The sequence below is a fragment of the Sinomicrobium oceani genome (assembly GCF_900119185.1).
GTDB lineage: Bacteria > Bacteroidota > Bacteroidia > Flavobacteriales > Flavobacteriaceae > Sinomicrobium > Sinomicrobium oceani.
Map to the genome: position 1 here is coordinate 228,744 of NZ_FPJE01000003.1, position 20,298 is coordinate 249,041.

The following is a 20,298-nucleotide window of genomic DNA, read 5'->3' on the forward strand; positions in this document are numbered from 1 at the left end:
CTAATAATGAAAAAAGGATTTTTAATAGATATGGATGGTGTTATCTATAGTGGAGACACCATGATAGAAGGTGCAGATACTTTTATAGCTTCATTGCAGGAAAACGATATCCCCTTTCTTTTTATGACCAATAACAGCCAGCGTTCCCCCCTGGATACGGTCAATAAAGTAGCTAAGATGGGAATACATATCAAAGAAGAAAATGTATATACCAGTGCTATGGCCACGGCCTGGTTCCTGTCTTTTATGAAACCCAACGGTACGGCTTATGTATTGGGTGAAGGCGGACTCATAACCAGTCTGCATCAGCAGGGGTATGTAATGGTAAATCAGAATCCGGATTATGTGGTGGTGGGCGAAGGTCGTAATTTTACCCTCGAAATGGTGAACAATGCCGTAGATATGATCCTGGAAGGTGCTAAATTTATAGCTACGAACCTTGATCCTTCTCCCAAGAAGGAAGGTTGGAATAACCTCGGAATCAAAGCTATCGTAGCGATGATCGAGGAAGCCACCGGGAAAAAGGCCTTTTCAGTAGGGAAGCCCAGCCCGGTAATGATGCGGGCGGCAAGAAAAACCCTCGGTCTTACGGCTCAGGAAACCATTATCATAGGTGACACTATGGATACCGATATTCTGGGTGGTATACAATTGGGATATCACACTATACTCACCTTATCAGGAGTGTCCAAAAAAGAAGATCTGCAACATTATGCCTTTCAGCCAAACCAGATCATTAATTCGGTGAAGGAACTCTCCGTAGAAGAACTGACCAGGATTTAAGCTTAAAACAGAAATTTAAGAACAGAATGAATAATATGCGTAACTGGTCCGTGACAGTAGCCCTGTCCGGATTTTTGTTTGGTTTCGATACCGTAGTCATTTCCGGAGCAAACCTGCCGATCCGGGAGCTATGGGATACTTCGGCCTGGTTTCACGGTATGTTTATCATGTCCATGGCCTTATGGGGAACAGTTGTAGGAGCACTTTGTGGTGGGATTCCTTGTAATAGGTTCGGAAGAAAGAAAACACTTTTCTGGATAGGGGTCTTGTACCTGATTTCTGCTTTGGGATCCGGGCTGGCTCCCGATCCGTATTCATTCTCCTTTTTCCGTTTTATAGGCGGATTGGGTGTGGGAGCATCCTCAGTTGCTGCCCCGACCTATATTTCGGAGATATCCAGTGCAAAAAACCGGGGTAAGCTGGTAGCGCTATACCAGTTCAATCTCGTATTCGGTATTCTGCTGGCTTATATTTCCAATTATTTGCTGCAGGGAGTAGGAGGAGTGAACGACTGGAGGTTTATGCTCGGCGTAGAAGCTATTCCTGCCGTGATATACAGCATTATGGTTCTCGGTGTGCCGAATAGCCCGCGGTGGCTCTTGCTTCACAAACAGGACGAAGCCGGAGCACGTGAAGTATTGCACAAAATGTACGATGGCGAAACGGCAGAAAAAGCCCTGGAACAGATACGCCTGGACAATAGCCCGGAGAAGGGAGGCCATGTGTTTTCCAGAAAATTTGGCCTGCCGCTTTTACTGGCCTTTCTTATTGCTTTTTTCAACCAGTTGTCCGGTATCAACTTTATCCTGTATTATGCCCCTGAAATTTTGGAAATGGCCGGTCTGGCCTCTAAAGATTCCCTGATGAATGCCATATCCATAGGAGTGATTAACCTTATATTTACCCTACTCGGGTTACGGCTCATAGATAACCTCGGGAGAAAACAGCTTATGCTTATCGGTTCCGCAGGATATATCATAAGTCTCGCTATGGTAGCATGGTCTTTCTATGCTTCGGCCAATCCTGTAATCCTTTTGATATTTATATTGTTGTTTATAGCTTCACATGCTATCGGGCAGGGCGCGGTGATCTGGGTTTTTATTTCAGAAATATTTCCCAACCGGGTACGTGCTTACGGACAGGCCTTCGGAAGTGGTGTCCATTGGGTATTCGCGGCCTTGATAACGTTGCTGGCCCCGGTATTTATAGATATGTTCCGGGATAACCCATGGCCTATTTTTGCCTTTTTCGCCTTTATGATGGTGTTGCAATTGCTGTTTACACTCTTCCTGATGCCGGAAACCAAAGGAGTTTCCCTGGAAGAACTGGAAAAGCGTATGGTAAAAGATAAATAGCCCGAAAAGATAAGACCGGGTCTGTGGCATGGCATAGCCGGTGGGATTTTAGTTTGTTGGTTGATGGGTTTGGAGTATGCTGATCGAATTTAAATTCTGCATACTGTTCCAGGTTTAAAACAGACAAACACAAGGCGATATGAAAAAACAAAGGCTGTCTGCGAAAGACGGCCTTTGTTTCATGATATGACGGATGTATTCTGGTGGTTAACTCGTTTTTCGTATTTTTCCGGAACCCGAAACTTTAGAGTCTTCTCTCGCATTACCTTTATAAGATATATTTCCGGAGCCCGATACTCTGGCTTTCAGCATATCGTTACAGTGCACCTGGATATCTCCCGACCCCGAAACGGCTGTATGTACTTGTTCTGCAATAAGGTCATAGGCATGGATATCTCCGGAACCGGAAACATTAGCTTCGTAAACCTTTGTTTTGCCTTTGAGTCTGATATCCCCGGAACCTGCGATATTGCTTTCTACCTTACCGGCTTCAACAGCCAGGTCTATATCGCCGGAACCTGCCAGGCTTGTTTTGAAATCATTGGCCTTGATGAGGTCCTGGCCTGTGATGCTGCCCGAACCGGCAAGAGATACTGCCGATATATCCCGGAAAGGAACGGTAATACGTATTTTTTTCCGGGGTCTCAGGTTGATCCCACGGGTGGTTTTGATATTTAAGGTATTGCTTTTGACTTCCGTTTCTATGTATTCCATCAGATTTTCTTCGGCCTCTATGGTAATATTTCCTTCCGTACCACTGACCAGGACTACATCATACATTCCCGCTACGCCGATATGGTCATAGTCCCCGGTTTTTCTATCGGTTTTTACAACGTGACCGTTTCCGGTCACTTTTTTGTTGCCGAACCATTGTGCATGGATAGTCGATGCGAACAGCAGTCCGATGCATAGTGCAATGATCTTTTTCATGAGTTATAAGATTTTAAATTATTGATTAATGGATTCCGGGGTGTCCGATGTTCCCGGAGTACGTTCGTATTAGTTTTTATAGAGGGTAACTCCCCCGTATTCTGATGAAATATATACTTTTCTGGAAGGTGAATTACCATAAGTACCCTTGTAGTATTTGGAGGATCCCTCTTGCCGTTTGATGTCGTAATCGAAATCATCCTCCCCCTTAAATCCGGCATATTCGAGTTTGGCCTCGAAACTAAAGTGATAATCGGGATGGAAACCTATTTTCAGGCCGGTGTATTCCGTCCGGATATTTACATTCCCGGCATCGGCAGCGAGTTGTTCTATTTTTACCGAGCCGTAATCTGCGGTAATATCGAGATTTCCATGTATGGTTCCCAGTTTGGTGGAGAGATAATCTCCGTTTCCACGGATATCACCTGCATTACCTACGTTGATACTTCCGTAGTCACAGGTGTATTCCAGATGCGATACATTATTGATCTCGGAAGATGTATAGTCGGCATTGAGATTTAGATTTCCGGCTTTTTCCAGTACAAAACCGGAATAATCTGCATTGATGTTCCCGTTTTTCATGTACCCTATCGAGGATTTCGTGGTATAATCGAAGGAGAGCTGATTATCGTTACCATTCAGTTCCCCGATATCGAGTTTGCCATAATCGCAACTTATTCTGGAGTTGCCGTTGATCTTGTCGATCTGTATTCCGCCGTAGTCATTGCTAAGATCTACACTGTTATTTTTGGGAAGCTTGATGGTGTAGTTTATTTCCATACTGGTACTGTTATTCCTGGAACTGAACCCCCATTTTTTCTTTCCGAAAGTGGTTTTTGCGGAAACCATGCTCTTCCCGGCTTCGAACTCCACATCGATCTCATCCAGTTTTTGTTTAACCTTTTCTTCGCTGTTCCCATTGGTTTTAATCATCACTTCGATCTCCACACGGTTCTGATCCCAGGAAGAGATGACGATATTGCCGTAAGAATTGTTTACTTTCAGCAGGGCATTGGTATTGACTTCAAAAGACTTTTTTATCTTTTTTTCCTTGCTGTACCGTCCTGTCCATTTCGGATCGGGTTTTGTAGCATTGTCCGCTACCCCGAGAAATGGGATAAGGAGGGCAAGTAGTGTGTATGCGATTTTATATCCTGTTTTCTTCATGACGTTCTGTTTTTAATTTCTTGGTGTCTTCTATTTGCTCCATTACATGCTGTAACAGCGTTATCCTGGTCTGGAAATTGGTGATCATGGCATTGAGCAACTGTTTGCTGTACCCGTTTTTTTGGAGTTCTTCTTCCAGCTTTTCATAATCCGATTCAATCTGTTCCAGTTGTATGATGGCATCGTTAACAATAATCCTGGTATCTTCGGTATTTGCTTCTTCTTTGATCTTCTTCAATTCATTTTCGATAAGTGAAGAGAAATAGTGCTGGGTTCTGGCGAGTTCGGGATATGTGGTTTCTTCCCGGGTTTCCGTATCTGTGGCCCCGGGAGATGAAGGGGTATCCAGAAGTACCCATCCCAATCCCAGTAGCAGTACTACCGATGCGGCTATAGCCATTACGTTCCGCAGCTTATAGACCGGTGTACGATGTACGGTGGTTTTACTTTTTTGCTGTGCCAGTTTGTTCAGGAAACGGGCTTCATGCCCCGCCGGCGGGGTCTCCGTATCGAAACCGCCCTCTAAATGCCCGAATAATTGGTCGATATCATCTTTCTCCATAAGAATCGGTGTTCAAAAATTACGTCTTTCTTCTTCTTAATTCAAAGCTGCTTGTTGCAGTTTTCTACGCAGGCTGTCTTTGGCCCGGCTGATCGTAGTTCTGCAATTGGCATAACTGATCTGCATTATTTCACTTATTTCTTCATAATCGTACCCTTCTATTAAATGTAAGGTCAAAGAAATTCTGTAATTGTCCTTCAGGGTTTTCATGGTTTCCAAAACTTTTTGAGCCTGAGTATTTGTAAACGCATGATCGGAGGAAATCCCATCATTATCTTCGACCTTATGTAATGTTTCATCGATCGAAATTTCACGGTTTTTCTGTTGTTTCCGGAAACTATAGATACTGTCGTTTACAACAATTCTCTTCAACCACGCCCCGAAGGCCACATCACCGCGAAACGTGTCGAGCCTGGTAAATGCTTTGAGAAATGACTCCTGCATAATGTCTTCGGCTTCAAACTCGTCTTTTACGATGCGGAAGGCTGTGTTGTACATTGCCTTGTAATAACGGTTGTAAACCTCTAACTGTGCTTTGGCATTCCCCGCTTTGCATTGCACAAGCAGTTGCTCTGTATATGTATCCGGTTGGCTCAAAAAGTAATTGTTTTTCAGTATAAAGATGAACAGGAATACGGATTGTTACACTTTAGCCTGATTTTTTTTAAAATTAGGATAAAGAAACGGAAAAGCGACATATGTCAGATGCAAAAAGGCAAAAGGTAATAACGGAGAAAAGAGAGGGAATCAAGTGATTTAAAATTAATCTAAATAAAGTTGTGCGATCAGGACGCTGTTATTATATTTGCGATTGTTTAGATTTAGTCAAAATAAAGGGTATAGCTATGACTACATTGATTATTGCCATCTCATTTCTGGGTTTTTACGCGCTCTATAATACATCGCGCAGGGCTGTGCTCAGCAAGTCGCTCGGTATAGAACGCTGGATGCAGGCACATCGTGCACAAAGCAAAACAGCGGGATTGCTGCTATTGGTTCTTGGCATGGTATTATCGGTGATATATTACGGCCTGGGAGCAGGTATATTTGCATTTGTGGTTATACTGATGACCATCGGTAGTCTTATCGTATTGATCGCGCCCTTACGTTTTGTGCGTTACCAGGTACTCTTCTTGGTACTGGTACTCTCTGTCACTTTTGAATTCCTTTAGCATCATGCCGGCGAACAAGAAATATTTGACAGCTTCCGCAAGCCAGCGTTTTGCGAAAATAACCGCCGGATTTCTCGGAGGATATATGGTAACGGTGACCTTACATATTGCCCTGGCGTACTGGGTAGATCATGTCAATGTACTCATGACACTCCGGTTTATGGGGTTTTTATTGTGGTGTATATTATTCCTGCTTGCATTTCTGGTGAAAAACGGATGGAAGATATGGGGTGTTTACCTGTTGTTGACATTGGTGTTCTCTGCCGGAATATACCTGGGGAAAATCTACGGAACCGCATAGATATCTAAAATATCAGAAGAGCTATGAACAACAGAATCTATAACGTTCTTTTTAATACACATACCATCAGCGGTATCATCATCAGTGCGGCATTGTACGTGATATTTTTTGCCGGCTCCTTTTCTTTTTTCAGGGATGAAATTATCAGTTGGGAGCGTAACGAGCCTGTGATGGAAAGAGGAATGAACGAAGTAAACTTCGACCTTTTACTCGATTCGATCAATAGCAGGCAAGCTGCTTACGGAAGAGATATTACGTTCAACCAGTATTACGAAGAGCGAAGGGTAGGGGTAAGTCTGGGGCCTTCCAAAGATACGCTTGCCCCGAAAGAAACGGCGGCAGGTTCCTTCTTTTACTTGGATAAGGAAACGATGAAGAGTTATGATTACTTCAGTTCCTATTCTATAGGGGAGTTCCTCTATCGCCTGCATTTTTTTGCTCAGCTTAATCTCTTTGGCCGTTCGGGGTATTTCCTGGCCGGATTGGTTGCTTTTTTCTTTTTGTTTGCTGTTATCACCGGGGTTTTGGTACATTGGAATAAAATTGTCTCCAATTTCTACATTTTTCGGCCGGGGGCAAAATGGAAGACAATATGGACAGATGCCCATACGGCCCTGGGAATTCTTGGGTTGCCGTACCAGTTTATTTTTGCATTGACGGGAACGTATCTCATTATAAGTACCCTGGTCATGGCTCCGCCTGTAGTAGCGTTATTTTATGACAATGATGCGACAAAAATGTATGCAGATTTCGGGGTGGGCGGAGAAAATTATCCCATGCTTATGGAGCGTGAGCAGCCTCCGGTTCATATCAATGACCTGGTTAACCGGACCCGGGAGACATGGAAAGATTTTGATATCCGTACGGTTACAGTATATAATTACGGAGATGCCAATATGCATGTTGCCGTTGAGGGACTTCCGCTTAATACCCGGAGCTTTCTCGGAAAGGGAAAGATGGTTTTTAAAGCCGCAACCGGAGAAGTCGTTGACGTCAAAGATCCTTATCACGGAGCGTCGTATCTGGATGGCGCTACCAATGTGCTTACAAAACTTCATTTCGGCGATTTCGGAGGAACAGGATTGCGGGTGATTTATTTCATTCTCGGACTGGTTTCCTGTTTTGTGATTATATCGGGAGTGATGATATGGCTTGTAGCGAGAGATAAAAAGACCGTGTCCGAACGAAAAAGACGTTTTAATGCCTGGCTGGTGTGGATATACCTTGCTGTTTGTCTCAGTATGTTCCCTGCCACCGCTATAACCTTTGTCGGGGTAAAAGTGTTTGTCACTGCTTTTGACCCTTCGAGAATGCATACCATCTTCCGGATTTTCTTTTACAGCTGGTTGGTCCTTTCCGTGGTCTTTACCCTGAAAAGAGATAATTATTTTACCAACAAATATACCCTTATCAGTGGTGGATTTATCGGGCTTATGATACCTATAGTCAACGGCCTGGTTTCCGGCAACTGGATGTGGGTGTCTCTGCATGCAGGGTATTATGATATTTTCTTTGTCGATGTATTCTGGCTTCTACTTTCGTTAACGGCGCTGATCATAGCATTCAGGCTCCGGAAAAACAAGACGGCAATTGCGGTTAGACCTCCTAAGAAAATTAAACCCAAAGAAAATCTCATACCTGTAGACTAAAATACCAAGTGAATTCGTATGACACCTATGATCCCCTGGATTTAGTTATACCGGCAATACATAAGGGTAGGAGGAAAAGAATTACTTTTTAATATAATTAATATTCGATAAACCTTGTAAAATACAAAACATGAAAAAAATAGTTTTAGCATTGATCGCCGTTTTCGGCTTACAGCAGGCAAACGCTCATTTTCTGTGGCTGGAAACCAAAGCTTCCGGGAAGCTGAACAAATCGCATGAGGTTAAAGTTTTCTTCGGAGAGTACAGTTATGGGGAACGTGAGAAAACAGACGGTCATTTTACCTATGCACAAGATTTCACCCTTCACCTCGTAGGGCCCGACGGCAGGAAAACAACGCTGGACAAAAAAGCGGCAGCAGATCATTACAGCGCATCCTTTACGCCGGAAAAACCTGGAGTGTACCGGGTGATACTTACCAATGACAATGTCGATGTGGTAGACTATACACAATACGACCTGGGGATTTTCAAGACAGAATATGCCGCTGTAGCGACAGTACATGTAGGAAAGGGAACTCTTGATGATGCGAAGGCTACAGAACTTTCCAAGCTTGAGGTCCTGCCCGTATCGGAAGGGGCAGAGGTAACACTTCAACTGTGGTATGAAGGTAAGCCGCTGGCGGAAAACGAACTCAAGGTATTCCTGCCCGGAGGATGGGAAAAGACACTGAAAACCGACGAGCAGGGAAAAGTATCTTTTGCTATGCCGTGGAACGAGCGCTATGTTGTGGAAACGTCTTATAAAGAACAGGTTACCGGAACATTTAAGGATAAGGATTATGAGTATATCTGGCACTTTACCACATATAGCTTCGACAAGCAACAGTAGTAAAAACAGAAAGACTTTACCGCTATACAAAAGTCCTTCCGGAATTCCGTGAAGGGCTTTTTTTATGGGGGCTATCTGCTTTTATTTTTTATCGTCTTTTCGTTTGAGCCTGTGCAGTAATTCGCGGCTGAAATCCCGCTCCGCTCTTTTGAGAAGTAAGATCTTTTTGGCCGGTAAAACGCCCTTCAGGTTGCGGGTCAGCTGCATACTCTCTTCGTATATTTTACGCTCTATTTCCTCTTGTTCATTCAGCAAACGACCAGCCTGGGCATCCGACATAGTATCAATGTCCCCGTTGCGTATGGGATTTTTGATGTTTTTGTACTCCTGGTGCCATAATTCGGAGACTTTGTCATAATACGTATTATATACCGGCCAGAATTTCTGGGCTTCTGCGGTGGTCAGGGATAGTTTTTCGGTGATATAGGCTACTTTAAGAGCTTTTATACGCTCTTTTTTGCTTTTTTCCTGTGCATGCCCCGAAAAAGAAAAGAGCATGAAAAGCAAGGAGAAACATAGTATTTTGAATGTTTTCATGAGTGTAGTGTTTATACGGATATCGGGTTGTGAGCTTATCATGGGGTAAAGTGTATTTGGGGATAATCGATCATGTTTTCTTCCAGGTAATCGATAAGCTCATCTTCGTCGATGGAAGAAAAACTTACGGAATTGAGATCGGAGGAGTCAAAGACGGCGGTGATATCTTCCGTGTACACCGGGAAGATATGGTTATCTATATAAAACTCGACATCTTCGGGCTTCAGGTTTGCCATAGCGTAATCATTGTCCGGAGAAACGGAGGAGCGTATACCCGGAAATGCATACAACAGGATCAGCAGGGCCGCTGCTGTTGCCGATACGGAATAGAGGACACTTTTCAGGCGAAATACCCGTGGTCGGGTAGTTGACGGTTTTTCATCCTGTACCTTTACGGCCTTGAGGATACGCTCTTCGAGCTTTTCCATGTAATCGTAAGGAACCTCAAAACTTTCCTCTTCCGGGATGTTCCGGTGTACGGAGACCGATTGCAATATCCGTTTTTCCAGGGTATCGAAATAACCTTCCGGAATTCGGAATCCGTCTTTGTTATCTTTTTTATTCAGGTTCATAACTATTTGACTGTTTTAGGTATAGAAGGTTTAATCGCCTGTTAAAAAGTGTTCTATTTTTTTTACAGCATGGTGATAGGAAGCTTTAAGAGCTCCTACCGAAGTATCGAGAATACCGGACATTTCCTCATAGGTAATCCCTTCGAAATACTTCATGTTAAATACCAGTTTCTGCTTTTCGGGCAGGGTCGCTATGGCCTGTTGCAGTTTTAGCTGTACGTCATCACCGCTGAAATAGGTGTCGGCGTGGAGGTTGGCCACCAGGGATTCCTGCAGTTCGCCGTTATCCAGTCCCTTACGTTTTGCCTTGGCATTCAGGAAAGTGATAGATTCGTTGATCGCTATGCGGTACATCCAGGAAAACAAGCTGCTTTCTTCTTTGAATTTGTCGATATTCCGATAGATCTTAATAAAGGTATTCTGCAGCACATCATCGGTGTCTTCATGATCTATAACCGTTCTCCTGATATGCCAGTACAACCGTTCCTTGTATTGGGACACGAGTTCACGGAAGGCCTGTTCGCGGGTCGCCGGAGCCTTTAATCTGCGCACTAATATTTCATCTGATACCATAATCATTATGGATTAGACTATAAAAACAGGAAAAGGTTTAAAAAAATTAAATTAACAAAAAATATGAGGGTAGTGATGTTTAACTCTCTTTTTTTAAGATGATTGGTGACAGAAAATAAAAAATATACTTATATTCGGATCAACTTTTTAACCAACCAATTCTTTTTTTGCTTTATATAGGGTGAAAAAAGCCCAGGTCTTACTGTGAAAGTAGCACCCGCCCGTAAAGGCGGGTGTTCTTTTATTGTTTTATCCGGTGCTCCGCACGATAACCGCTGTTTTTTCAGGCAGGAGCTATTCGAAAGACTGCATGTCTACCAGTTTCCTGTAATTGCTGTTCTTTTCCATCAGTTCGTTATGCGTACCTTGTTCCACGATCTCTCCCCGCTGCATAACGACGATCAGGTCGGAGTTCTGAATGGTGGACAAACGATGTGCAATGACTACCGAGGTTCTGTTTTTCATCATGTTCTCCAGGGCTTTCTGCACCAGTTTTTCACTTTCCGTATCCAGGGCCGAAGTGGCTTCGTCCAGGATCATGATCGGTGGGTTTTTCAGTACGGCACGGGCAATGCTCAGCCTCTGTTTTTGTCCGCCTGACAATTTGTTTCCGCTGTCACCGATATTGGTATGAATGCCCTGTGGAAGCTGGGAAACGAATTCGTAGGCATTGGCTACTTTAAGTGCTTCTTCCACTTCCTGGTCGGTGGCATTCTCTTTCCCGAGAGAAACGTTGGCTTTTACCGTGTCGTTAAACAGGATGGAATCTTGTGTGACCAGTCCCATTAACCCACGAAGCGACTGTAATTCCATATCGCGGATATTTATACCGTCTATGGAAATACTGCCTTCCTGTACATCATAGAACCGTGTGAGCAGATTCGCAATCGTACTCTTACCACTACCGGACTGCCCGACGAGGGCTACGGTCTTTCCTTTGGGAATATGGAGCGAAAAATTCCGGAGTACTTTCTCTTCCTCATACTGGAAATTAATACGGTCTATACGTATTTCACTATCGAAATGATCTTTGGTACGTGAAGCCGGTGTGTCGGCGATGGTATTTTTTTCTTCAAGGACCTGTAATACCCGCTCGGCAGCCGCATTTCCCTTTTTAACACCATAAGATGCTTTGGAAATGGCTTTAGCCGGGGTCAGTATATTATAGGCAAGCCCCATGTAGGTGATAAATACGGGACCGTTAAGGCTTCCTTCTATGAGTACCATATGTCCGCCATACCACAATAATATGGCAATGACGATAATTCCGAGGAACTCACTTGCCGGAGAAGCGAGATTCTGACGATTGAGTATTTTGTTGGATAACTGATAAAATCGTTTGGTGGAATCGCGGAATCTCTTGTTGAAGTACTTTTCGGAGTTGAACCCTTTTATCACCTTGAGTCCGCCCAGGGTTTCTTCGATGATGGAGAGGAAATACCCCTGTTCCAGCTGGGCCTGATCGGACTGTTTTTTTAGCCTTTTCCCGATCATGGATATGATAAAACCGGATACGGGAATAAAAATAAAGACGAACAGGGTGAGTTTGGCACTGAGGGCAAACATGGCCACTATAGTAAAAACAATAGTAAGTGGTTCTCTTACGATCAGCTCCAGTATGGAGAGGAAGGAGTGTTGTATTTCGAGGACATCAGACGATATACGGGCGATGACATCTCCCTTCCTTTTTTCCGAAAAATAGGCTATAGGTAATTCCACGACCTTTTTGTACATAGCATTCCGGATATCTTTTAAAACTCCGTTACGCAGAAAGGTTATAAAAAACATGGCCAGGTAATTGAACAGGTTTTTCAGGAGGAACAGGGAAATAATAATAACAACCATGGCTCCCAGGGTATATTCTGCTCCGTGATTTTCATTGGTAGTGGTAATATAGTAATTGAGGTAATCTTCCAGGTACGATTTGAGGTGCCCGAGGCCCTCGTATGCCGGGCGGGTAGTAACATTTTCCGCTTCTCCGAACAGTACGGTAAGCATGGGTATCAGGGATACCATGGACAAGGTAGCAAACAGGGCATACAAAATGTTACAGATAACATTGAGTACGGCATATTTACGGTATGGCCGGGCAAAGCGAAAAATTTTCTTGAAATAATCCATTCCGATGTGTGGTTTTAAAACATGTTTTCCCGGGGGGAGCCCGCCGGGAAACACAAAAATATAAAATGTATACGTAAGCTAAGCCCCTATACCCATATCGAGGACTATATTATTTATCCTTTGGGTCAGAGCCTCTTCGGTAGCCTCAAAACGTTCTATAATATCCAGGTCGGTACAGACACTGACATAAAATTTTATTTTCGGTTCCGTTCCGCTGGGTCTCGCGGCAATTTTACTGCCGTCTTCGGTATAATAAATAAGGACATTCGACTTGGGGATGTCCAATGCCTTTTCTTCGCCGGTAATCATATTCCGCGATACGGAACTCTGATAGTCTTCGATAAAGGTAACTCTGGAGCCGTTGATCTGTTGAAGCGGTTTGTTTCTCAGGTCGATCATGATCTGGCTGATTTCCGCAGCGCCTTCCATTCCTTTTTTAACAAGAGATATAAGGTGTTCTTTATAAAAGCTGAAATCGACATACATGTGCAGGAGCTTTTCGTATAGTGAACTTCCTTCCGCTTTTGCCTCGGCGGCGATCTCACAAGCAAGTAGGGAAGAGGTTACCGCGTCTTTATCTCTCACGAAATCGCCTACCATAAACCCGAAACTTTCTTCTCCGCCACCTATAAAAGGCTGCTCCGGATGGTCTTTTATCATTTTGGCAATCCATTTGAACCCGGTAAGACCTGTTTTGCATTCCACACCATAGGCCTCGGCCAGCCTGTTCATCAACGGTGTGGATACTATGGTAGAGCCTATGAACTCATTTCCGGTAATCCGGCCTTGCTTTTTCCACTGATTGAGCAAAAAATTGGTCATCAGTACCATGGTCTGGTTCCCGTTGAGCAGTATGAGCTTGCCTTTCGTGTCTCTTACGGCTATTCCGAGCCTGTCACTGTCCGGATCGGTTCCTATGACCATATCCGCACCGACTTCTTCAGCTTTTTGTAAGGCCATGGTCAGGGCTTCCGGTTCTTCCGGGTTAGGCGATTTTACCGTAGGAAAATCACCGTCCGGCGTAGCCTGTTCGTCTACGATATATACGTTTTTATATCCCGCCCTTTTAAGGACCTCAGGGAGAATGGTTATCGAGGTTCCGTGCAGAGAGGTAAATACGATCTTGAAATCGTCTTTGCCACGGGCATTAAAACTTCCGTTCTTTACCGAAGCATTGATGAAAGCTTCGTCTACTTCCTTATCGATATAAGATATGAGTTCTTCGTTGGGAGTAAACCGGATGTCCTCGAAGGAGAGATCGTCGATCTCACCAATGATCTCGCCGTCCTGGGGAGGTACGATCTGTCCCCCGTCCGTCCAGTATACCTTATATCCGTTATATTCCGGCGGATTGTGCGATGCCGTAAGTACGATACCACAGTGACACCCGAGGTGTTTTACCGAAAAAGAGAGTTCGGGTGTAGGACGAAGTGCCGAAAACAGATAGACCTTGATCCCGTTGGCCGAAAAAACTTCGGCAACTACCTTGGCCAGCGTGTCGCTGTTATGCCGGCAGTCGTATGCGATAGCCACTTTGAGTTCTTCATCCGGGTATGTTTTTTTGAGGTAATTGCTGAGTCCCTGAGTGTTTTTACCGAGGGTATATTTGTTGATACGGTTACTGCCTACTCCCATAACCCCACGCATACCACCCGTACCGAATTCCAGATCTTTATAGAAACTTTCGGTAAGTTCTTTCGGAGCATTCTCTATTAAATCTTTTATTTTTTCTTTGGTAGCCTCGTCAAATGCCGGGCTCAGCCACTCGTTAACCTTTTGAAGAATTTTTTCGTCTGCTTGCATTTTTTCCATTTGTTATAAGTTCATAAGCGGAGCACTCCTTATCCGGTAATACGTTTTCCTGCCTGTTGTTGTTTTGCCTGTTTTTGATCCGTAAGCATATCAACGTTCAAAACATCCGATATCTTATACCGGTCATTATTTGTTTTGTTCCGGAGAATGATTTCGCCGAGAAATCCCGCCAGGAACAATTGCGATCCTATGATCATGGTTGCCAAAGCTATAAAAAACCACGGATTTTGTGTGACGAGTATGGTGGGTTGCTGGTGATAGAGCTTATATAGCTTGTCGGCACCGATAAAACCGGCCGAAAGGAAACCGATGAGAAACATCAGTACACCGAGCGCACCGAAAAGGTGCATGGGACGTTTACCGAAACGGGAAAGGAACCAGATGGTAATGAGGTCCAGAAACCCGTGGATAAAGCGCTCCATACCAAATTTTGTTTTGCCGTATTTCCGCGACTGATGTTGCACGACCTTTTCCTCGATTTTTGCAAAACCGGCGTTCTTAGCCAGAACAGGGATATAGCGGTGCATTTCTCCGTACACCTCAATATTCTTAATGACCTCTTTCCGGTAAGCTTTGAGTCCGCAGTTGAAATCGTGAAGTTTTAACCCCGAAGTTTTCCGGGCGGCCCAGTTAAAGAGTTTCGAGGGGATGTTCTTGGTGAGTACATCGTCATACCTTTTCTTCTTCCAGCCCGAGATAAGATCGAATTTCTGATTGACAATAAGATCGTAGAGTTCCGGGATCTCTTCCGGGTTGTCCTGTAAATCGGCATCCATAGTAATAACTACTTCGCCACGAGCCATACGGAAACCTGCGTGCAAAGCCTGTGACTTTCCGTAATTACGGAAAAAACGGATACCTTTCACCGCATCGTTTTCAGCAGCGAGCGCCTCGATCGTTTCCCACGAACGGTCGGTGCTGCCATCGTCGATAAAAAGTATTTCATAAGAAAAGCGATTGGACAGCATTACCCGTGCAATCCAATCGTGTAATTCGCGTAAAGACTCCTGTTCGTTCAGTAGTGGTATAACTACAGATATGTTCATGGGCAATAATTAAATACTCCCCAAATTTACGCAAAATTGTTTCATGGGAAATTTTATCCCGGGGTATTGCCCGGGTATTTTCCGTCTTATATTAATATTCCGGAGCTTTCTTCTTTAAAATAACACCGGTGATCAACGAAATCACAAAGCCTATAAACATATTGAAAACGAGAATGACCGGATATGTTATCCAGAAAAACTTGGATTGCATGGCTATGGCATTATCGATCTGCTCCGTTGTTAAAGCAGGATTTTGTTCCCGCATTCCGTTACGGGTAACTTCGGCGAGTTTCTCATGAAAATCGGGTTCTATGGCATTGATGTATACCAACAGGTAAAGGATAGTGACGATCGCAGCAACAGCAGAGGCCCCTATACCTATTTTCAAGGCTTCGCTAAGCGAAATAAAACTTAGATTTGCCCTTTTGAACTGGTATATTGCCAAGATGATAAAAGCAATGAGAATAAGTGTGGAAATAATCTGTTTGCTCGCACTTTGATCGTATTGCATATCCATAAAATGCAGCATCAGACTGAATGCAATTCCTGCCGCACCGGTGAGCAATCCGTAAATCAGTGCATATTTCCCTGTGGTCGGTCGTTGTGTTTCTTCCATAACTGAAATATTTTGGTTAAAAATAGTTAATTAGTAGCTATACCTCCGGGTTTTGTTACACATTTGCATACAATATTTTTCTCAGAGACATTTTTTTTGAAATAAGTGTTGTTTATTGTATAAATATACTTAAATTTGCACCTCGAATTTTAGGAGAAAGAAATAAATATAACGGCGATGAAAAAAGGCATACATCCGGAAAATTATAGATTGGTAGCGTTCAAAGACATGTCAAATGACGAAGTTTTTCTTACCAAATCCACTGCAAACACAAAAGAAACTTTAGAGGTAGAAGGTGTGGAATACCCGTTGGTAAAACTGGAAATTTCCAGAACATCACATCCTTACTACACCGGAAAATCCAAATTGGTGGATACTGCCGGACGTATCGATAAGTTCAAAAACAAATACGCGAAATTCAAAAAGTAATTCTTGCGAACTAAAGTATATGAAAACCTCTGAGAAATCAGGGGTTTTTTTATTTTTACAGAAAACTCACACACATACGTACAGGATGAATTATATTTTATTTGACGGTCCCGCCCGCAATGCGCTTCTGCCGTTTACCTATACCAGGCCGGTGGCAGAGATACGGATAGGGATACTCACTATAAAGGAAAAGTGGAGCAGGTTGCTGAGTGGTAAGGTATCTGTTCGTACGGAAGAATATCTGTCGGCTAAATTTCCGGAGGTCAGCACGGATGAGAACATATATATAGACGCTTCTTTCCTGCCCGATCAGGACCTGGCGGCCCTTGTAGAACAACTGAAAGCCGGCGAGGCGATAACTTCCGATGGACATATAGTAGCCTACAATGCCGCCCGGGAAGAAACTTCCGGTTTTTCTGCGTACCGGAAAAAAGAATTTGCAGGGCAACTCATACGTATAGAAAATACCTGGGATATTTTTTCTAAAAACAAGGAAGCCCTTCATCGCGATTTTGACCTGGTTACAGCCGGAAGAAAAAGTGAACCTATCCCTGAAGGGGTACAGGTTATAGCCCCGGAAAATATTTTTATAGAAAAAGGGGCACAGCTGTATTTTACTACGTTGAACGCTTCGGACGGGCCTATATACATAGGTAAAGATACCCTGGTTATGGAGGGGTGTCATATCCGTGGCGGTTTTGCACTTTGCGAGCGCAGTATCGTAAAGATGGGAGCGAAGATTTACGGGGCGACTACCGTAGGGCCGTATTGTAAGGTAGGAGGAGAAATCAATAACTCGGTACTTTTTTCTTATTCGAACAAGGGACACGAAGGATTTCTGGGGAATTCTGTTTTGGGAGAATGGTGTAACCTGGGGGCAGATACCAATAATTCCAATATGAAAAACAACTATGATGAGGTAAAGCTCTGGAGCTATGCTAAAGCATCAGCTGTGAAAACGGGGTTACAATTTTGCGGACTAATGATGGGAGATTACAGTAAGTGCGGGATTAATACCATGTTTAATACGGGAACCGTTGTCGGGGTAAATACGAATATTTACGGCAGCGGGTTACCGGCAAATTTTGTACCGGATTTTTCCTGGGGCGGGGCAGGTGGTTTTACGGAATACCTCTTGCCTAAAGCCATTGCTGCTGCACAAAGAGCGGCTTTAAGACGGGAAGCTGTCTTTACCGAAGCAGACGGGCATATCCTGGAACGTGTGTTTGAGGATACTCAAAAATGGCGGGATAACTCCTGAAAATCTGCTGTAGTATAGGTATAACGAAGCCGGGAATGTACATTCCCGGCTTCACTTATTACAGGCTTTATTGTCTTGTCCTGCCGAAACAGGGGGCGGTTTATTTATGGTCTTCCAGCAATGTGGAATTGAATAGTTTTAGTATGCGCTTGTACTCGTCTGTCCAGCTGCTGGGTTCTACAAATCCGTGATCTTCGGCCGGGTACACGGCCATTTCCCAATTGTCTTTTCCGAGTTCGATGAGACGTTGCGAGAGGCGGACCACATCCTGAAAATGTACATTGACATCCACCATACCGTGGGCAATCAGTAAGTGACCTTTCAGTCCTTCTGCAAAATAGATGGGGGAGGATTTCCGGTATGCTTCCGGGTCGTTGTACGGCTCGTTAAGGATATTGGAAGTGTAACCGTGATTGTAATGGGCCCAGTCCGTTACTGATCTTAAAGCGGCACCGGATGTAAAGGTGTCCCCTTCATTAAACATGGCCATAAGCGTGATGAACCCCCCGTAGCTACCCCCATAGATCCCGATTTTCTGCGGATTGATATCCTGCTCGGCAATGAGAAACCGGGCTCCGTCTACCTGGTCCGACAAATCTTTGCCTCCCATGTGGCGGTATATCGCGGTTCTCCAGTCGCGTCCGTAACCTGCGCTGCCGCGGTAGTCGATATCGAGTACGGTATAGCCCAGATCGGCGAGCAGATTGTGAAACATATATTCCCGGAAATAGAGCGACCACCATTTATGGACATTCTGAAGATATCCTGCACCATGCACAAAAATTATCGCGGCATTGTTTTTTACATCTGCTGTAGGGACGTACAGTCTGGCGGGTACCTGCTGTCCGTCGGAAGCTGTAAAGTGTATGAGTTGCGGATCGCGCCAGGGGTATGCGGCAAAGGCTTCCGATCTGCCGGAAGTCAGTTGGGTCTCTTTGGCATTGGTCGTATTCTTTTTCAGGTATAGTTCCCAGGGTTTATTGCTGTAGGAGTACCGGATAGCCATATATTTTTCGTCGGGGGAGAGTGTAACTTCGTTATTACCGGTCATGGAGGTCAGTTTTTTCATGGTTCCTCCGTAGACAGGCATAGTATAGAAATGCCGTTCTCCGGGGCCTGCTTCGGAAGTGGTCAGATACCAGGACTTGCCATCAGCGGCTAAAAACGGATCGAATACTTCGAATTTTCCGGAGGTGAGCGCTTTTTTCTTTCCGGTGGTAATGTCGAGGATATACAGGTGGGAGTATCCGGTCTCTTCCGATTGGAAATAGATATGTTTGTTATCGGGCAACCATCCCAGGACACCGCCTCCCATGCTCCAGCCTATTCCGGGGCCTGCAATCCAGGCCTCATCACGCTGCCGGTCGAGATTTTTCAGGCTGCCGTCTCTGGTATTCAACAGGGCGATCCACCGGTCTTTATTGTTTTTGGAGCGGACGTTGACCACTATGTTTTTCCCGTCCGGGGAGAAGGAAGCCCCGGAGATCATCACGGTTCTTTCTTCCGGTTCCCAGTCTTTGTCCGGATAATCTTTGGTGTAGTCCGGAAGATCGTTTAGTCCGGGTAAGGCATCGGCTCCTACCAGGTAGACTGTGTCCTTTACCAGGTTGTAAACGGCCATATCCATGGTAGTGGTTTCTTCCCCTACCTTTGTCCGGGTATGGAGATCGGTGGTGTAGCCGGAGGTATCGATATAATCGGGTACAACGGTTTTTTGGGAATCTCCCGTAGTCCTGAGGTTAAAAACCGCAAATTGTTCGTTGGGAGATAACTCCAGGTTGATTACCTGCGCCTTCCCGGAATAGAAGGCATAAGGTTTTTTTGCGGCAGTCATTTCGGTATATTCCCTCGATTTTTCTTTTTTTTCTTCCCGTTCGCTGACCACCCGTAGCAGTTCCAGGTTTTCTTCCCGGAGCCATTGCGCTTTCGGCGATCTTTTTGGGTCTTCTTTGTCCGGAGTCTCTCCCGTACTGATGTGGGTAAGTTGTCTCAAATGTCCGTCGGGGAGGGAATAGGTAAACAGATTAGTTCCGGAATGGAAAGCTATTTTGTTTTCATCGGCGAGAAATTTCGGATTTCCGATATATCCGTCCATTTGTATGAGCTCTGTTTTTTTTCTTTTACGAATATCGTAGAGAAACAGGCTTTTGCCTTCCGTGTAGAGTTTTTTAGTCCGGTTTTTATTGTAGCTGTCCGTTGCAGGGATCAGGGTCCTGGCTTCGCGGGCAGGGACTTTTTCCAGGGTTCCGGGCGATTTTATCCGGATGCGGTAGAGGGAGTCCGAAGGATCGTTGTCCCTGTTGTATTTGAAGTACAAGGTTTCCCCGTGATCATCCCAGCGTATATCCGAAGGGAAGGTTCCCATCCATTTGGGGTCCTGCATGATCTTTTCCACGCTCAGTTGTTCCTGGGCATGGAGAACGATACCGGTAAGAAAGAGTAAAAAGGTGATTTTTTTGAACATGAGAAAAGGATTTAAAAACACAGCTCACGAATCTACAGATTTTTTTTAACTTGTTTCTAAATACTTTGAGTAACTTTGCACTCCCGAAATCATGTCAA

The 20,298-nt window shown here is 44.4% G+C and carries 20 protein-coding genes; 8 read left to right on the forward strand and 12 right to left on the reverse strand.

Annotated features, from left to right (window positions below; translation table 11 throughout):
• Positions 1-6: 6 nt before the first annotated feature.
• Together BT112_RS04010 and BT112_RS04015 are read left to right on the forward strand one after the other, a co-directional pair.
• Positions 7-783 (forward strand): HAD-IIA family hydrolase, encoded by a 777-nt coding sequence (locus tag BT112_RS04010; protein WP_072316070.1) that lies wholly within the window; start codon positions 7-9, stop codon positions 781-783.
• 26 nt (positions 784-809) lie between these two features.
• The gene (locus BT112_RS04015) at positions 810-2,138 is read left to right on the forward strand and encodes a sugar porter family MFS transporter (RefSeq protein WP_072316071.1); all 1,329 of its coding nucleotides are present in this window, start codon (positions 810-812) and stop codon (positions 2,136-2,138) included.
• A 207-nt stretch (positions 2,139-2,345) separates the two neighbouring features.
• Here the strand turns inward: BT112_RS04015 and BT112_RS04020 are convergent, their stop codons facing one another.
• The 4 genes from BT112_RS04020 to BT112_RS04035 form a co-directional block, all read right to left on the reverse strand.
• Entirely contained in the window at positions 2,346-3,068 is a 723-nt protein-coding gene (locus tag BT112_RS04020) for a head GIN domain-containing protein (RefSeq protein WP_072316072.1), read from the reverse strand.
• 69 nt (positions 3,069-3,137) lie between these two features.
• On the reverse strand, positions 3,138-4,235 hold the full coding sequence (locus tag BT112_RS04025) for a DUF4097 family beta strand repeat-containing protein (RefSeq protein ID WP_072316073.1): 1,098 nt from the start codon (positions 4,233-4,235) through the stop codon (positions 3,138-3,140).
• Positions 4,216-4,797: a hypothetical protein gene (locus BT112_RS04030; protein WP_072316074.1), complete on the reverse strand. Its 582-nt coding sequence runs from the start codon at positions 4,795-4,797 to the stop codon at positions 4,216-4,218. The genes BT112_RS04025 and BT112_RS04030 overlap by 20 nt, the downstream gene beginning before the upstream one ends.
• Positions 4,798-4,833: 36 nt before the next feature.
• Entirely contained in the window at positions 4,834-5,394 is a 561-nt protein-coding gene (locus BT112_RS04035; RefSeq protein WP_072316075.1) for an RNA polymerase sigma factor, read from the reverse strand.
• A gap of 248 nt (positions 5,395-5,642) precedes the next feature.
• Between BT112_RS04035 and BT112_RS04040 the strand changes: the two genes are divergently transcribed.
• From BT112_RS04040 to BT112_RS04055, 4 genes are all read left to right on the forward strand, one after another.
• The gene (locus BT112_RS04040; RefSeq protein ID WP_072316076.1) at positions 5,643-5,969 is read left to right on the forward strand and encodes a hypothetical protein; all 327 of its coding nucleotides are present in this window, start codon (positions 5,643-5,645) and stop codon (positions 5,967-5,969) included.
• 4 nt (positions 5,970-5,973) lie between these two features.
• Complete coding sequence (locus BT112_RS04045) at positions 5,974-6,270, forward strand: hypothetical protein (protein WP_072316077.1); 297 nt, start codon at positions 5,974-5,976, stop codon at positions 6,268-6,270.
• A gap of 23 nt (positions 6,271-6,293) precedes the next feature.
• Positions 6,294-7,919 (forward strand): PepSY-associated TM helix domain-containing protein, encoded by a 1,626-nt coding sequence (locus tag BT112_RS04050; protein WP_072316078.1) that lies wholly within the window; start codon positions 6,294-6,296, stop codon positions 7,917-7,919.
• A 130-nt stretch (positions 7,920-8,049) separates the two neighbouring features.
• Positions 8,050-8,769 (forward strand): DUF4198 domain-containing protein, encoded by a 720-nt coding sequence (locus BT112_RS04055; protein ID WP_072316079.1) that lies wholly within the window; start codon positions 8,050-8,052, stop codon positions 8,767-8,769.
• 81 nt (positions 8,770-8,850) lie between these two features.
• Here the strand turns inward: BT112_RS04055 and BT112_RS04060 are convergent, their stop codons facing one another.
• The 7 genes from BT112_RS04060 to BT112_RS04090 form a co-directional block, all read right to left on the reverse strand.
• On the reverse strand, positions 8,851-9,306 hold the full coding sequence (locus tag BT112_RS04060; protein ID WP_072316161.1) for a hypothetical protein: 456 nt from the start codon (positions 9,304-9,306) through the stop codon (positions 8,851-8,853).
• Positions 9,307-9,344: 38 nt separating this feature from the next.
• Entirely contained in the window at positions 9,345-9,878 is a 534-nt protein-coding gene (locus tag BT112_RS04065) for a hypothetical protein (protein WP_072316080.1), read from the reverse strand.
• Positions 9,879-9,908: 30 nt separating this feature from the next.
• Complete coding sequence (locus tag BT112_RS04070; RefSeq protein WP_072316162.1) at positions 9,909-10,451, reverse strand: RNA polymerase sigma factor; 543 nt, start codon at positions 10,449-10,451, stop codon at positions 9,909-9,911.
• Between the two features lie 294 nt (positions 10,452-10,745).
• Positions 10,746-12,572 carry an ABC transporter ATP-binding protein gene (locus tag BT112_RS04075; protein ID WP_072316081.1) on the reverse strand — a complete coding sequence of 609 codons (1,827 nt, stop codon included), beginning with the start codon at positions 12,570-12,572 and terminating at the stop codon, positions 10,746-10,748.
• Positions 12,573-12,650: 78 nt separating this feature from the next.
• A complete protein-coding gene (locus BT112_RS04080; protein ID WP_072316082.1) occupies positions 12,651-14,375 on the reverse strand; it encodes a phospho-sugar mutase in 1,725 nt (574 codons plus the stop codon).
• A 38-nt stretch (positions 14,376-14,413) separates the two neighbouring features.
• Entirely contained in the window at positions 14,414-15,430 is a 1,017-nt protein-coding gene (locus BT112_RS04085; RefSeq protein WP_083564786.1) for a glycosyltransferase family 2 protein, read from the reverse strand.
• 91 nt (positions 15,431-15,521) lie between these two features.
• On the reverse strand, positions 15,522-16,046 hold the full coding sequence (locus BT112_RS04090; RefSeq protein WP_072316083.1) for a DUF4199 domain-containing protein: 525 nt from the start codon (positions 16,044-16,046) through the stop codon (positions 15,522-15,524).
• A gap of 177 nt (positions 16,047-16,223) precedes the next feature.
• Between BT112_RS04090 and BT112_RS04095 the strand changes: the two genes are divergently transcribed.
• Entirely contained in the window at positions 16,224-16,475 is a 252-nt protein-coding gene (locus BT112_RS04095; RefSeq protein ID WP_072316084.1) for a type B 50S ribosomal protein L31, read from the forward strand.
• A gap of 85 nt (positions 16,476-16,560) precedes the next feature.
• On the forward strand, positions 16,561-17,736 hold the full coding sequence (locus BT112_RS04100) for a GlmU family protein (protein ID WP_072316163.1): 1,176 nt from the start codon (positions 16,561-16,563) through the stop codon (positions 17,734-17,736).
• Between the two features lie 100 nt (positions 17,737-17,836).
• Here the strand turns inward: BT112_RS04100 and BT112_RS04105 are convergent, their stop codons facing one another.
• The gene (locus BT112_RS04105) at positions 17,837-20,200 is read right to left on the reverse strand and encodes a S9 family peptidase (protein ID WP_072316085.1); all 2,364 of its coding nucleotides are present in this window, start codon (positions 20,198-20,200) and stop codon (positions 17,837-17,839) included.
• Positions 20,201-20,298: the final 98 nt, after the last annotated feature.